This is a genomic window from Bradyrhizobium sp. Arg816, assembly GCF_029989365.1.
Classification (GTDB): domain Bacteria; phylum Pseudomonadota; class Alphaproteobacteria; order Rhizobiales; family Xanthobacteraceae; genus Bradyrhizobium.
Window position 1 is genome coordinate 1 of record NZ_JAPRAQ010000002.1, and the last position, 15,076, is coordinate 15,076.

Here is a 15,076-nt window from a genome sequence, read left to right on the forward strand (position 1 = left end):
GATCAACTGCCGCGCCGACGTCAACCAGCTGCTTCCGCTGAAGTACAAATGGGCCTGGGAGAAGTATCTCTCAGGCTGCAACAATCACTGGATGCCGACCGAAGTCTCGATGCAGGCCGACATCGCGTTATGGAAGTCGCGGGACGGGCTGACGGAGGACGAGCGGCGCGCGATCAAGCGCAATCTCGGCTTCTTCGCAGCCTCGGAATCGCTCGTTGCCAACAACATCGTGCTGGCGATCTACCGTCACCTCACCAATCCGGAGTGCCGGCAGTACCTCCTTCGGCAGGCCTTCGAGGAGGCGGTGCACACCCACACCTTCCAGTATATCGTCGAAAGCCTCGGCCTCGACGAAGGCGAGCTGTTCAACATGTACCGCGAGGTGCCGTCGATCACGGACAAGGCGGCCTGGGCGCTCAAGCACACGCAGCACCTGGACGATCCGTCGTTCCAGACGGGGACGCCGGATAGCGACCGCGCCTTCCTGCGCGATCTCGTCGCCTTCTATGTCGTGTTCGAGGGGATGTGGTTCTACACCGGCTTCGCGCAGATACTGTCGCTTGGCCGCCGCAACAAGATGGTCGGCATCGCCGAGCAGTATCAATACATCCTGCGCGACGAGAGCATCCATCTCAACTTCGGCATCGACGTGATCAACCAGATCAAGATCGAGAACCCGCATCTGTGGACGGCGGCGTTCCAGGATGAGGTTCGCGGCATGATCCGCGACGCAGCCGAGCTGGAAGCCGCTTACGGACGCGATACGATGCCGCGCGGCTTCCTCGGCCTGAATGCTGCGCTCTGCGAGCAGTACATGCACTTCATCGCCAACCGGCGCTGTGCGCAGATCGGGCTCGCTCCGGTGTTCGCCGAGGTCGAGAACCCATTCCCGTGGATGTCCGAGGCAATGGACCTGAAGAAGGAGAAGAACTTCTTCGAGACCCGCGTCATCGAATACCAGAATGGTGGTGCGCTGACTTGGGAATAGCGCCGATAATGGCTATGCCGCGGGCGTGTCACCTGCGCTTAAGCGGTGGCACGCGTGCGACAGCAGGGGGATGAGGTGGAGATCAGACGAGACGATCCGACGGCGCCCTATGTCGCCGACCTGTTGGCACATCATCTCGAGGAGCTGCGCAGCGTCATGGCCGAGCGCGCCTTCGCTCTCGATGCCACCGGCCTTTCGGCTGCCACCGTGACCTTCTGGACGGCTTGGCAGGACGATATCCTGCGCGGGTTCGGTGCGCTGAAGGAGCTGGATCATACCCATGGCGAGGTGAAGTCGATGCGTGCCGCGCCGGCTGCGCGGGGCACCGGGGTAGGGCGCGCACTGCTGAGCCATATCGTCGCTGAAGCCCGCAGGCGGGGTTACGTGCACCTCAGCCTGGAGACCGGCACGGCAGCACTGCATGCGCCCGCCATCTCGCTCTACCGCAGCGCCGGTTTCGTCTCCTGCGCGCCGTTCGCCGACTATGAGGCAAGCCCACACAACCAGTTCATGAGGCTCGACCTGACGGATTGAACTGCCTTCGCCTGCGGCGCATTTGCGGGTGGGCTATTGTTACGGTCCGGAGAGGGTGGGGTATCGCCGACAAAGGAGGGCGGCACCGACTCACCTTAGTGCGCTTCGTCATCGAGTCGAAGTCAGGTGCGCCAAGCCTAGGAAGCGATCTTGAGTTGTGGATCGTCATCTTCACGAGGGTATCTCAGTAGTCCCGCGCGTGTCCTTCGAGCCACGATTGTGCCGTCTCTGCAACACTCATCTTGGATTAAACCCTTATCTCCGTCCGTTCGCATCAGCGCCGCTTTTTAGCCACACCCGAACATGAATAAAATCGCTCTAAAGTTTGAAGGGCATCGGCGGTCTTCGAAGGACGGGAAATCCCAAGGTCGATTCAAATCTTGGCTCTGATTTTTCGGGTCTGAAAGGGTTGGCCGGGGAAACTGGTTTGCGATGGACGCGAAGACCGACATCAAGCAGAGGCTGCCGAGCCGTCATGTGACGGAAGGCCCGACGCGCGCGCCGCACCGGTCCTACTTCTACGCCATGGGTCTGACCACCGAGCAGATCCACCAGCCCTTCGTCGGCGTCGCCTCCTGCTGGAACGAGGCCGCCCCCTGCAACATCTCCCTGATGCGCCAGGCTCAGGCGGTGAAGAAGGGCGTGGCATCCGCCGGTGGCACGCCCCGTGAATTCTGCACCATCACCGTCACCGACGGCATCGCCATGGGCCATGACGGCATGCGCTCGTCGCTGCCGTCGCGCGAGTGCATCGCCGATTCCGTCGAGCTGACCGTGCGCGGCCACGCCTATGATGCGCTCGTGGGCCTTGCCGGTTGCGACAAGTCGCTGCCGGGCATGATGATGGCGATGGTCCGTCTCAACGTGCCCTCGATCTTCATCTACGGCGGCTCGATTCTGCCCGGCAATTTCCGCGGCCAGCAGGTCACCGTCCAGGACATGTTCGAGGCGGTCGGCAAGCACTCGGTCGGCGCCATGTCGGACGAGGACCTCGACGAGATCGAGCGCGTAGCGTGCCCCTCGGCGGGCGCCTGCGGCGCGCAGTTCACCGCCAACACCATGGCGACCGTCTCCGAGGCGATCGGGCTGGCGCTGCCGTACTCGGCCGGCGCCCCGGCACCGTATGAAATCCGCGACGCCTTCTGCATGACCGCGGGCGAGAAGGTCATGGACTTGATCGCCTCCAATCTCCGGCCGCGCGACATCGTGACACGGAAGGCGCTGGAGAACGCCGCCGCCGTGGTCGCGGCGTCCGGCGGCTCGACCAATGCTGCACTGCACCTGCCGGCAATCGCGCATGAGTGCGGCATCAAGTTCGACCTGTTCGACGTCGCCGAAATCTTCAAAAAGACACCATATGTCGCGGATTTGAAGCCGGGTGGCCGTTATGTCGCCAAAGACATGTTTGAAGTAGGTGGCATACCGCTTCTGATGAAGACGCTGCTCGACAACGGATTTCTCCACGGCGACTGCATTACGGTCACCGGTCGAACGATCGCCGAAAACCTCAAAAGCGTGAAGTGGAATCCGCACCAGGATGTGGTGCACCCGGCAGACAAGCCGATCACCGTCACAGGTGGTGTGGTCGGTCTGAAGGGCAATCTGGCGCCAGAAGGTGCGATCGTGAAAGTCGCGGGAATGTCTAACCTGAGGTTCACCGGTCCGGCGCGATGCTTCGACCGGGAGGAGGACGCCTTCGAGGCCGTCCAGAACCGCACCTACAGGGAAGGCGAAGTCATCGTGATCCGCTACGAGGGCCCCAAGGGCGGTCCCGGCATGCGGGAAATGCTCCAGACCACCGCGGCGCTGACCGGCCAGGGCATGGGCGGCAAGATCGCGCTCATCACCGACGGCCGCTTCTCCGGCGCCACCCGCGGCTTCTGCATCGGCCATGTCGGGCCGGAAGCCGCCATCGGCGGCCCGATCGGGCTGCTCGAGGATGGCGACATCATCGAGATCGACGCGGTCGCAGGTACCCTTAACGTAAAATTGAGCGACCAGGAGCTCGCCCAGCGCAAGACCAAATGGAGCGCTCGCGCGACTAACCACACGTCGGGTGCGCTCTGGAAGTATGCTCAGCAGGTTGGACCAGCGGTCGGTGGGGCAGTAACCCATCCGGGCGGCGCGCACGAGAAACAGTGCTATGCGGACATCTAGGCGTGCCATAGTTGCGTTTGTGTTGGGGGCCGGAGCGCTGGCCGCGCCGGCGCTCGCCTTTGACGGCTCGGCCAGCAAGGATGCGGCCCTTCCGGTCGTGACCACCTTGCCGGGCGCCGCGGGTGCCGTGCGCAGCAAGGTGGCGGCACCGGCGACCACGCCCCAGGAAACCTCGCTCAGCGCCCTGCAATATGCCGCCGAAGGCGGTCATCCCGGCGCTCAGTTCAAGCTTGGCCGCATGTATGCCAACGGCGACGGCGTCGCCCAGGACGACGTGCGCGCCTTCGAATATTTCAGCCGCATCGCCAATGCGCATGCCGAGGACAGCCCGTCGGCGCCGCAGGCGCAGGTCGTGGCCAACGCCTTCGTCGCGCTCGGCCGCTATTATCTGAGCGGTATCCCGAACTCGAAAATCAAGCCGGATACGGACCGGGCGCGGGAGATGTTCTCCTATGCGGCCTCCTATTTCGGCAACGCGGATGCGCAGTACGATCTCGCCCGGCTGTATCTGAAGACCCCGGACGCCTCGCGCGAGGATTTCCGCTATGGCGCGCGCTGGCTCGGCCTTGCCGCCCAGAAGGGGCAGCACGAGGCGCAGGCGCTGCTCGGCCAGATGTTGTTCAATGGCGACCGCCTGCCGCGGCAGGCCGCGCGCGGCCTGATGTGGCTGACGCTGGCGCGTGACAGCGCCGGTATCGAGGAAACCTGGATCAAGGAAAGCTACAACCGCGCTTTCGCAAAGGCCTCGGATGACGACCGCGCCATGTGCCTGCAAATGCTGGAACAGTGGGTGCAGGGCGTTCAGGGCCGCCGGTAGTAGGTACCCCCGCCGGGTAGGTTAGCCCGCGGCTGCGCAAAGCGCAGTCCGCCGGCTGCGCGAAGCGCAGTCCGCCGGCGCCATCCAGCGCCTCCAGGCATCAGCTCAAGCCGCCTCCAGATCCAGATCCGCCCATACCGGCACGTGGTCCGACGGCTTCTCCCAAGCCCGCACATAGCTGTCGATGCCGACATTGGCGAGCCGGTCGCTGGCCTGCGGCGACAGCAGCAGATGGTCGATCCTCAAGCCATGGTTCTTCTGCCAGGCGCCGGCCTGGTAGTCCCAGAAGGTGTAGAGCCCGGGTTCGTCGGTGACTGCGCGCAGGGCGTCGGTGAGGCCGAGGCCCAGCAGGGACTGAAAGCTCTCCCGCGTCTCGGCCTTGAACAGGGCGTCCTCGGTCCAGGCGGCCGGGTTGTGGACGTCGCGGGCATGCGGGATGACGTTGAAGTCGCCTGCGAGGATCAGCGGCTCCTCGGCCTTGAGGCGCTCCCTCGAATACTCAAGAAGCCGCGACATCCATTTGAGCTTGTAGGGATATTTCTCGGTCCCGACCGGATTGCCGTTGGGCAGATAGAGGCAGGCGATGCGCATCACACCGTGCTTGAGCGTGACCACGCCCTCGAGGAAACGGGCGTGAGCGTCCTCGTCGTCGCCGGCGAGCCCCGACTTGGTCTCGTCGAAGCGGAGCTTCGAGAGCAAAGCGACGCCGTTGAAGGTCTTCTGACCGTGGGTGACCACGTTGTAGCCCAGCGCCTCGATCTCCAGCCGCGGAAAGGCCTCGTCGACGCATTTGATCTCCTGCAGGCAGACGATGTCCGGCTGGCACTCCTTCAGCCAGGTCAACAGCAGGTCGATCCGCTGCCGGACCGAGTTCACGTTCCAGGTAGCAACTCTGATGGGCATTGGTGGGGCTCCGGGCAGGGGCCATGGTTAGAACAAACTGCAAACGCGCCCGTCAAGGACGCCGCAAAATCTCCCACAAAATTAACCCGGCTTAAGCCGGGCTCGGGCCATTGATACCGAAAAGGTTTTTCGAATGGGATGGCCGGACAAATCCATGAAGCAAGCTGAGCCGCGCGACGGCCTGATCGGCGCGTTCCTGTACTGGCTCGGCGGCTTCGAGATCGAGGACGGCCTGACCGCCGATCTCAGCGAGCGCGAGCTGCGCCGGATTCGCGCCAAGCAGATCGACGCGGTGATGCGCGCAATCCCGGTGACGATGGCCGTCACCATGCTCAACGTCGCCATCGTGCTGATCCTGTTCTGGGGCAGGGGCTGGAACGATTTCCTCGCGATCTGGGGCATGACCCTCGCCGTCACCGCCTCGCTTGCCGTGCGCGCGTGGCGGCGGTCGCATCAAAACCCGCCGCAGGAAGCGTCATCGCGCGCCGCGCGGCAGATGCTGCGGCAGGCGTTCTTCCTCGCGGCGATCTGGGGCACGCTGCCGCTCGCACTGTTCAGCCGGGTCGAGCCGACCAGTCAGCTCATCCTGGCCTGCCTGATGGTCGGCATGATGTCCGGCGGCGCCTTCACGCTGTCGACCTTCCCGCGCGCGGGCCTCGTCTATCTCGCGACCGTGACGATGGCCTGTGCCGGCGCGCTGTTCCTGTGCGGCACCGGGCCATATCTGCTGACCGCGGTGTTCCTGCTGCTGTTCGCGTTCTTCATGGCGCGCAACATCGTCTCGCAGGGCAATCTGTTCCTCGGCAATCTCAAGGCCCGGCTCGAGCTTGAACGTCAGACCGAGATCATCTCGCTGCTGCTGAAGGACTTTCAGGAGAACGCCAGCGACTGGTTGTGGCAGACCGACGCCGAGGGGCATCTCATCGACGTGCCCCAACGCTTCGCCGACGTGGCACAGCTTCCGCTTCCGCTGCTGAAGGGCTCGCATTTCATCGACGTGCTCGACATGCTCTGTCCCGACGACAAGAGCGCAGCCTACAACGTCGTCGGCCTGATGGAGCAGAGCGAGCCGCTGCACGAGATGAACCTCAAGGTCGTCGCCGGCGGCGAGGCGCGGCTGTGGTCGCTCACCGCGAAGCCGGCCTACGACCGCGACGGCCAGTTCCTCGGCTATCGCGGCTTCGGCCGCGACGTCACCGAGCGCTGGCGCGCGGAAAAGGCGGAGGCCGAGAGCCGCGCCAAATCCAACTTCCTCGCGGTGATGAGCCACGAGATCCGCACGCCCATGAACGGCGTGCTCGGGCTTGCCAGCATGCTGCTGGAAACCAAGCTCGATCCGGAGCAGCACGAGGCCGTCACCTCGATCCGCGAGTCCGGCGACAATCTGCAGCGCATCCTCAACGATATCCTCGATCTGTCAAAGCTCGAGGCCGGACGCTTCGCGTTCGAGGCGATCGACTTTGCGCCGCAGGCGCTGGTCGAGACGGTTGCGACCGTCGTGCGCGCAGGCGCCAAGAGCAAGGGGCTCGCCGTCAAGGTCGAGTTCGATCCGAACCTGCCGCCGACGCTGCGCGGTGATGTCGCGCGGATCCGGCAAGTGCTGCTCAACCTCGCCTCCAACGCGGTAAAGTTCACCGACGAAGGCGAGGTGACGATCAAGGCCACCTGCCAGGCGCGCCGCGATCTGCTTGCGACCGTGGAATGGACCGTGACCGACAGCGGCATCGGCATCGCGCCGGAGAAGCTCGGGGAGCTGTTCTCCGACTTCGCGCAGGCCGACGCCTCGATCAGCCGCCGCTTCGGCGGCACCGGGCTTGGGCTTGCGATCTCACGGCGCATCATCGAGCAGATGGGCGGCACCATCGGCGTCACCTCGACGCCAGGCGAGGGCTCGACCTTCCGCTTCACGCTGGTGCTGCCCTGGAGCCAGGCGCAGGCCTCCGACCAGGCGGCGGGCAGCGATGAAGCCGACGAGCTCAAGGCGCGGATTGCGGGGCTCGACCGGCCGCTGAAGGTGCTGGTTGCCGAGGACGATGCCGTCAACCGCATGGTCGTGACCAAGATGTTGGGGGCGTTCGACGTCGAGCTGCGCGTCGTCACCGACGGCGTCCAGGCGGTCGAGGCTGCCTCGGAGAGCGATTACGATGTCGTGCTGATGGATGTGCGCATGCCGGACATGGACGGCCTTGCCGCGACCCGTGCGATCCGCGCACAGGGCGGGCGCTTCGAAGCCTTGCCGATCGTCGCGCTGACCGCCAACGCCTTCCCCGAGGACGTCACGATTTGCCGCGAGGCCGGCATGTCGGATTTTTTGGCAAAGCCGCTGCGTAAGCCCGCGCTCGCCGCCGCCTTGCTGCGCGCGCTCGACGGCCACGCCATGTCGGAGGACGTGCCGCTGCAACCGGAGCTGACGCCGATTGAGGTCGCGTGGACGGACGAGGAAAGGCAGATGACCGGCGCGTAAGCGCTCAGATCGAGAAGCTGGTCCCGCAGCCGCAGGATGGCTACGAGCGCGTACGCCGGCAATGTAACGCTGCGCCGTTACAGTTTTCCATAGACGCGCCCGGCGACCGCCCTCAGGCGCTCGACCGAGCCGGACTCGGGATGCGGCTTGACCGGCGCAAACAGGATCGAAGCCTGCCGGCCGCTCTTCCAGACATAGATGTTGACGGCGTTGCCGTTGCCCTTGGTGCAGGAATGCTCGCCGAACGCTTCACTGCCGAGCTCGGGTATCGTCACGTGTTTGCACGGGCCGGGGCGTTTCATCATGCCGATGACCGTGTCGCGCGAGATCGCGATCACCGCGACGGTCATGGTGTTGGCCTCGCGATCGAACATCATGCAGCTACCCGCGCCGGTCCGCTGGACCGTCAGCGTGCCCTTGTCGAGAAAGCCGTCGGCATCGGCGGCAGTGAGCCACTCGCAATTGCCGAACCGTTCGCTGCTCTTGCTCACGTTGGCGATGGCAACGCGCGCGGCTTCGGCGATCGGCCCGAGCAGCGCGCCATCGGCGCGCCGGCCGATCGGATAGACGCTGATCTGCAGAATGTAATCGCCGGACAAGGCGACGACCGAGGCCTCCTGGCGCTCTGCGCCGGCGACGCTCGTTCCGACCCGTCCTTCGTCGCCGATGTCAGCGACTGCGTTAAGCGGCAAGCGCTCGCCAAGCGTCTTGACGAAGGTCACGTACAATTCCCTGGCGCGGTCCTTGTCGGGATTGCGGAATACGGTCAACATCATCGTGTCGCCGCGTCCGCCCTGATAGATGCAGCCGCGGCCGTCCTGATTTGAAATCAGTGACCATTTGAGCGCCGGCATCGCGCCGGCGAGCTCCTGGGCGCTGATGAATCGGCAGGTTTCGGCAGCGCTCACGGAAAACACCGGGACGGCTGCCATTGCAAGGAATAGAGCGAGGCAAGAGAACAGACGATCAATAATACGCATTGGATAATTTAATACCGCTGTTGGCACGCCACGGCAGATGAAGATGGGCACTACTTGCTTCGTCGTGGCGGTATGATGCAACGTTCAATTTTGCTCGGCTGCTGCCCAGGGCGGACGTGAGCCGCCGATGCTGCTATGATGATCAACCGGATTTTGGATGGGGCCACCGCCTACTTCCGCTGAACGCGCTGACCGGACATGGCTGCATTAACATTGCGACAGGACGGGAAGGAGGTGCCGTGCGGAAAACGATCGCGGTATTGGGCTCTGCCCTCTTCTTTGCGGTTGCGCCTAGCTCGGTGGCGGGGCTCGTTCCCTGGTGGATTACGCGTTGGGAGTTTCGGCCGCCCTTCTTCGATCTCGACGCGACACGCGCCATCGGGATCCTGTTGATCGTTGCCGGTCTACCCGGGCTTGTCGACTCGTTTGCACGCTTTGCGCTGCAAGGATTGGGCACGCCGGCGCCGATCGCACCGACGCAGAACCTCGTGGTGACGGGTCTCTATCGCTATGTGCGCAATCCTATTTACGTTGCCCTTGTCGCCGTCATTTTGGGCCAAGCGGTCTTGTTCGGCGACCAGCGCCTTCTTGGGTACGGTGTGTTGGTGTGGCTTGCCTTCCACGCGTTTGTCGTGGGGTACGAGGAGCCGGCGCTCGTTCGTAGCTTCGGAACGGAGTACGAGGATTTCCGGGCCAATGTCCCGCGCTGGATTCCGCGGCTCACGCCCTGGCGAGCCGCACGACGCCGGAATCATTCGTGACGCGGGCGCCACCGCGGGAAGGGCGTAGGAGCGTGCCCGTCGTAAAATGGCGCGAGAATGATTGGACTGCGGCAGGGGCCGCTTCGGCGTCAGACTGTATCGGACCCGCCGAGCCCCCTTGGGGACCTCGCGATGATCACAAGTTACCCCTGATTTGCCCGACGCGTCAAACGGTTTTCGTAAAGTCCGAAATGCATCGTGCCGACTCCCGGCTACTGTGCATGGGGTTGTTTTTCAGATTTTAAGTCGGGCTAGATCGAGAAGCTGGTCCCGCAGCCGCAGGACGCCGTCGCGTTGGGATTGTTGACGCGGAACGAGGCGCCGATCAGATCATCGACGAAATCGACCTGCGAGCCCGCCAGGAACGGCTGAGAGGCGGAATCGACCAGCACGACCGCATTCTCCTGCTCGATCACGAGATCGTCGTCGGTGCGGTCGCGGTCGATGTCGAACTTGTACTGGAAGCCCGAGCAGCCGCCGCCCTCGACGGAGATGCGCAGCATCGCGCCAGAACCTTCGCCCTTGAGGATCTCCCCAATCCGGCGTGCGGCGCGGTCACTGATGGTCACGTCAGTCGTCATAGCTCGTCTCCGATAGTCCCGCGGTCATACCAAGTTCACTTGCCCAATTCATTTGGTATCCCGGGTCCGGCATAGTTAAGTGCAAGCATACGCAGAATCAAATGGATAGGGACTAAATTCGTCGTGTCCGTCGGAATGGCAGCCCCTCATGCGCCCTATGCCTGCGACCCCGACCGCAGCCGCGGCCGGCTGGTCGCGGAGCCGCCGAGCCGGACCCGCAGCCCGTTCCGGCGGGATTGCGACCGGGTGATCCACTCCACCGCGTTCCGCCGCCTGAAGTACAAGACCCAGGTCTTCGTGTTCCACGAGGGCGACCACTACCGCACCCGGCTGACCCATTCGCTGGAGGTGGCGCAGATCGCTCGCGCCCTGGCCCGGCAGCTCGGACTGGACGAGGACCTCACGGAAACGTTGGCGCTGGCTCATGATCTCGGCCATCCGCCGTTCGGGCACGCCGGCGAGCGGGCGCTGGATGCCTGCCTGAAGGATTTCGGCGGCTTCGACCACAACGCCCAGACCTTGCGCGTCGTCGCTTCGCTCGAGCATCGCTACCCGGAGTTCGACGGTCTCAACCTGACCTGGGAGTCGCTGGAGGGCATCGTCAAGCACAATGGCCCGCTGACGGATCGCAGCGGCGCGCCGGTCGGGCCCTATCGTGAGCATGGCATTCCGGTCGGCATCGCCGACTACATCAAGACCTACGATCTCGAATTGTGGAGCTTCGCCTCGCTGGAGGCACAGGTCGCCGCGATCGCCGACGACATCGCCTATGACGCCCACGACATCGATGACGGTCTGCGCGCCGGCCTGTTCCATCTCGATGATCTCAAGGTGATGCCGCTGACGGCGGAGATCATCGCCGAGACCTCAGCGCATTATCCAGATCTCGAAGACGTCAGGCGGGGCGCCGAGCTGGTGCGCGAGCTGATCTCGCACCTCATCGGTGCAGTGTTTGCGGAGGCGCAGAAGAACCTCGCCTCCGTGAGACCGCAATCGGCCCAGGATGTGCGCCAGCAGAGCCGGGCGCTGGTCACGTTCCCGGCCGCGGTTGCCGAGGAGGAGGCCGCCATCAAGCGGTTTCTCTATCAGCACATGTACCGCCACAAGCGGGTGATGCGGGTGATGGGGGAGGCGGAACAGATCCTGTTCGACCTGTTCGCAAAATACCTGACATCGCCCGGTGAGCTGCCACCGGAATGGCTGCTGGGGGCGGAGGCGGACAATGAGGGCGACCGGGCCCGCCGGATCGGCAATTTCATTGCCGGAATGACCGACCGTTTCGCCCTGACCGAGCACCAGCGGCTCTTTGACTCGACCCCGGATTTGCGTTAGGCGGCGGCCATGCCCGACACATCCTCAGCACTGCACCTGTTCGCCGACGTGCTCGCACGCGTGCACGCCGCCTGCCGCGCGCTCGCAGCGGACGCCAACTGGCCCGAGGGTATCGATTTCTCGCGCGTGGTGGTCGAGCCGCCGCGCGATGCCTCCCATGGCGACATGGCGACCAACGCCGCCATGGTGCTTGCGAAAGAGGCAAAGGCAAAGCCCCGCGACCTCGCCGAGCAGATCGCCGAGCGGCTCCGAGCCGACGCGCTGATTGCCAAGGTCGACGTCGCCGGTCCCGGCTTCATCAATCTGACGCTGAAGCCGGCCGCCTGGGCCGAGGCGCTGCGGACGGTGCTGCGCGAGGGGGCTGACTACGGCCGCGTCCGCGGTGGCACCAAGGTCAATGTCGAATACGTCTCGGCGAACCCGACCGGACCGATGCATGTTGGCCATTGCCGCGGCGCCGTGTTCGGCGACGCGCTGGCAAGCCTGCTCCAGTTCGGTGGCCACGACGTCACCCGCGAATATTACATCAACGATGCTGGCGCCCAGGTCGACGTGCTCGCGCGTTCCGCCTTCCTGCGGTATCGCGAGGCGCTTGGCGAGGATATCGGCGCGATTCCCGAGGGATTTTATCCCGGCGACTATCTGAAGCCGGTCGGGCAGGCGCTTGCGAAGGAGCACGGCGACAAACTGCGCGCGATGAGTGAAGCCGAGTGGTTGCCGATCGCGCGTGCCAAGGCGATCGCGATGATGATGGACGAGATCAGGGACGATCTTGCTGCCCTCAACATCCGCCACGACGTGTTCTTCTCAGAGCGCTCGCTGATCGAGAGCGGCAACAATAAGGTTGCCGAGACCATCGATTTCCTGCGCGCCAAGGGTGATATCTACGAGGGCCGCCTGCCTCCGCCGAAAGGCGCGCCGGTCGAGGACTGGGAAGACCGCGAGCAACTGCTGTTCAAGGCGACGGCTTACGGCGACGACGTCGATCGTCCGCTGATCAAGTCGGACAATTCCTACACCTACTTCGCCTCCGACATTGCCTATCACAAGAACAAGTTCGACCGCGGCTTTGCCGAGATGATCGACGTGTGGGGCGCCGACCATGGCGGCTACATCAAGCGCATGCAGGCGGCGGTGAAGGCAACCACCTCCGGTAAGGGGGCGCTCGACGTCAAGATCGTCCAGCTCGTCAAGCTTCTGCGCAATGGCGAGCCGGTGAAAATGGGTAAGCGAGCCGGTAACTTCGTCACCCTTCGTGAGGTGGTGGACGAAGTCGGCCAGGACGCTGTTCGCTTCATGATGCTCTACCGCAAGAACGACGCGGTGCTGGATTTCGACCTCGCCAAGGTTATCGAGCAGTCGCGCGACAACCCGGTGTTCTACGTCCAGTACGGCCATGCCCGCGGCCACTCGATCTTCCGCAACGCCCGGGCCGAGGTGTTCCCGGAACTGCCGGAGGATACCGGCAAGCGCATCGCGTGGCTCGGCGAGTCGGCCGTGGAACGACTGTCGGACCCGGTCGAGCTCGAGCTGCTCAAGCGCCTCGCAATTTTTCCTCGCATGCTGGAGGCCGCCGCAGCAGCCCATGAGCCGCACCGAATTGCCTTCTATCTCTATGACTTAGCGAGCGAATTTCACGCGCTTTGGACGAAGGGGCGCGATTTGCCCTATTTACGCTTCATTATCAATAATGATGCAGATCTTACAAAGGCGCGACTGGCCATGGTCCAGGGCGTCGTCTCTGTCCTGGCATCGGGCCTCGCCATCCTCGGCGTCCATGCTCCGGACGAGATGCGGTAGTTTGGGGCGAACTACTTAAGGGGAATTTTGGGGGGAACCGGCAGAAGCCGGACCGCTTAGACTTGGTTGAATGCCTTGTGGGTCGAAAGCCGCGCCTTGGTCGAGGGGCGCGCGGCTTTCCCGAAGGGACGCATCATCACGATGGCCGAACGATATCAGGACAGAACGTTTCCTTCCGATGGCTATGGTCGCGCTAGCGATCAGCATGGGAAGGCGGACAACGATCCCTTGGCCGAACTCGCCCGCCTGATCGGACAGACCGATCCATTCGCTGCGCAGGGGCGACCGAGCACGCAGCCGCCGGCACCGCCAGCCCAGAGCTATCAGGACCACGACTATCCGCAGGACTATGCCGAGCAGGCTCCGCCGGCGGTTCCGCCCGGACCGCCCTCATGGATGCGGCGCGCCAACGTGCAGCCGCAGCCGGCGCCCGAGCCCGACTATCCCGTTTCCGTGAACCCGGTTCATCCATTGCACCGCTATTCAGCCCAGCCGACCGCGCCCGAGCCTGATTTCCATCAGCCGCAGGCCTATCAGGACCACGCTTACCAGGATCAGGCCCATCAAGCGCAGGCCCATCAGGATCAGGCCCATCAGGGCCGCGCTCAGCAGCAGCATGATCAGGCCTACCAGGAGCAAGCCTATCAGGAGCCGCATCAGCCACCCGATCCGGCGCGCTACGACGACGCGCTCTATGGACGGCTGGAGGGTGGCGAGCAGGATTATCAGCGCGATCCCGCCTATCCGGACGATCCTTACGCGTTCCAGAGCGACTATCCCGAGGCCGATCTCGACGAGCCGAAGAAGCCGCGCGGCGGCATGATGACGGTCGCGGCGATCCTCGCGCTTGCCGTGGTCGGCACTGGCGCGGCCTTCGCCTACAAGACCTATGTCGGTTCGCCCCGCAGCGGCGAGCCGCCGATCATCAAGGCTGACAACACGCCGACCAAGATCGTGCCGGCGCCGACCGACTCCTCGGCCAAGGTGCCGGATCGCATGGCGAGCGGCGACGGCTCCGAGAAGATCGTGCCGCGCGAAGAGGCGCCTGTCGACGTCGCTGCCAAGGCGGGCGGCCCGCGCGTGGTCTTCCCGCCGCTGAATCAGAACGCGAACCCGCCGTCGGTGGCGAGCGTCGCGCCTTCCACGATCCCGCCGCCAAGCGCGGGTCCAATCCCGAGCAACGGCACGCTGCCGGCCAACACGCCGCGCTCGATCAGGACTGTGGCCGTGAGGGGCGATCAGACCGATAGCACCACGCCGCAATCCGCAGCCGCCAAGCCGACGGCAGCCGCGCCGAAGCCCGTTGCCGTGCCCGCCGCGCCGCCTGCGCCGCGCAATCCGCCGTCTTCGGCCAATGCCAGTGCCAACCAGCCGCTCTCGCTTGCACCGCAATCGACGCCGGTTGCGGAGGTGCCGCAGCGGATGGCTGCGACCAACCCGACGCAACTCACGCCCGCCACCAATGGTGGTGGCGGCTACGTCGTGCAGGTCTCCTCGCAGCAGAGCGAGGACAGCGCGGCCGCGTCCTACCGGGTGCTTCAGAGCAAATATGGCAGCGTGCTTGGATCGCGCTCGCCGGTGATCAAGCGGGTCGATCTGACCGACAAGGGCAAGGGGGTCGTCTATCGCGCCTTCGCCGGACCCTATGGTTCGGCCGAGGAAGCGACGCAGGCTTGCAACAGCCTGAAGTCCGCTGGCCTGTCCGCCTGCTTCGTCCAGAGGAATTAACGGCCGTTTCCTTGACCCCCTCGCGGGGCAG

The 15,076-nt window shown here is 64.5% G+C and carries 12 protein-coding genes; 9 read left to right on the forward strand and 3 right to left on the reverse strand.

Features of this window, described 5'->3' with window-relative positions; all coding sequences use genetic code 11:
* The 4 genes from OWC48_RS05005 to OWC48_RS05020 form a co-directional block, all read left to right on the forward strand.
* Positions 1-988: ribonucleotide-diphosphate reductase subunit beta (locus OWC48_RS05005; RefSeq protein WP_282518975.1), on the forward strand; the 988-nt coding region annotated here is incomplete at its 5' end.
* A 75-nt stretch (positions 989-1,063) separates the two neighbouring features.
* Positions 1,064-1,522 carry a GNAT family N-acetyltransferase gene (locus OWC48_RS05010; RefSeq protein ID WP_282518976.1) on the forward strand — a complete coding sequence of 153 codons (459 nt, stop codon included), beginning with the start codon at positions 1,064-1,066 and terminating at the stop codon, positions 1,520-1,522.
* Positions 1,523-1,954: 432 nt separating this feature from the next.
* Positions 1,955-3,679 (forward strand): dihydroxy-acid dehydratase, encoded by a 1,725-nt coding sequence (gene ilvD, locus OWC48_RS05015; protein WP_038976266.1) that lies wholly within the window; start codon positions 1,955-1,957, stop codon positions 3,677-3,679.
* On the forward strand, positions 3,666-4,496 hold the full coding sequence (locus tag OWC48_RS05020; protein WP_282518977.1) for a tetratricopeptide repeat protein: 831 nt from the start codon (positions 3,666-3,668) through the stop codon (positions 4,494-4,496). Before ilvD ends, OWC48_RS05020 begins: the two co-directional genes overlap by 14 nt.
* A gap of 105 nt (positions 4,497-4,601) precedes the next feature.
* Here the strand turns inward: OWC48_RS05020 and xth are convergent, their stop codons facing one another.
* Positions 4,602-5,399, reverse strand: a complete 798-nt coding sequence (xth, locus tag OWC48_RS05025) for an exodeoxyribonuclease III (protein WP_282518978.1) — start codon at positions 5,397-5,399, stop codon at positions 4,602-4,604.
* A gap of 133 nt (positions 5,400-5,532) precedes the next feature.
* On the opposite strand from xth, the gene OWC48_RS05030 reads away from it, so the two are divergent.
* Entirely contained in the window at positions 5,533-7,863 is a 2,331-nt protein-coding gene (locus tag OWC48_RS05030) for an ATP-binding protein (RefSeq protein WP_282518979.1), read from the forward strand.
* Between the two features lie 77 nt (positions 7,864-7,940).
* On the opposite strand, the gene OWC48_RS05035 is transcribed toward OWC48_RS05030, so the two are convergent.
* Positions 7,941-8,843, reverse strand: coding sequence for a hypothetical protein (locus OWC48_RS05035; RefSeq protein ID WP_306664204.1), 903 nt, complete (start codon positions 8,841-8,843; stop codon positions 7,941-7,943).
* Positions 8,844-9,082: 239 nt separating this feature from the next.
* Between OWC48_RS05035 and OWC48_RS05040 the strand changes: the two genes are divergently transcribed.
* The gene (locus tag OWC48_RS05040) at positions 9,083-9,604 is read left to right on the forward strand and encodes an isoprenylcysteine carboxylmethyltransferase family protein (protein WP_282518981.1); all 522 of its coding nucleotides are present in this window, start codon (positions 9,083-9,085) and stop codon (positions 9,602-9,604) included.
* A 251-nt stretch (positions 9,605-9,855) separates the two neighbouring features.
* On the opposite strand, the gene erpA is transcribed toward OWC48_RS05040, so the two are convergent.
* Positions 9,856-10,185, reverse strand: a complete 330-nt coding sequence (gene erpA, locus OWC48_RS05045) for an iron-sulfur cluster insertion protein ErpA (protein ID WP_014495044.1) — start codon at positions 10,183-10,185, stop codon at positions 9,856-9,858.
* A 123-nt stretch (positions 10,186-10,308) separates the two neighbouring features.
* Between erpA and OWC48_RS05050 the strand changes: the two genes are divergently transcribed.
* The 3 genes from OWC48_RS05050 (at position 10,309) to OWC48_RS05060 (ending at position 15,045) form a co-directional block, all read left to right on the forward strand.
* A complete protein-coding gene (locus tag OWC48_RS05050; protein WP_282518982.1) occupies positions 10,309-11,517 on the forward strand; it encodes a deoxyguanosinetriphosphate triphosphohydrolase in 1,209 nt (402 codons plus the stop codon).
* A gap of 9 nt (positions 11,518-11,526) precedes the next feature.
* Entirely contained in the window at positions 11,527-13,317 is a 1,791-nt protein-coding gene (gene argS, locus OWC48_RS05055) for an arginine--tRNA ligase (protein ID WP_282518983.1), read from the forward strand.
* 141 nt (positions 13,318-13,458) lie between these two features.
* Complete coding sequence (locus tag OWC48_RS05060; protein ID WP_282519571.1) at positions 13,459-15,045, forward strand: SPOR domain-containing protein; 1,587 nt, start codon at positions 13,459-13,461, stop codon at positions 15,043-15,045.
* Positions 15,046-15,076 lie beyond the last annotated feature (31 nt).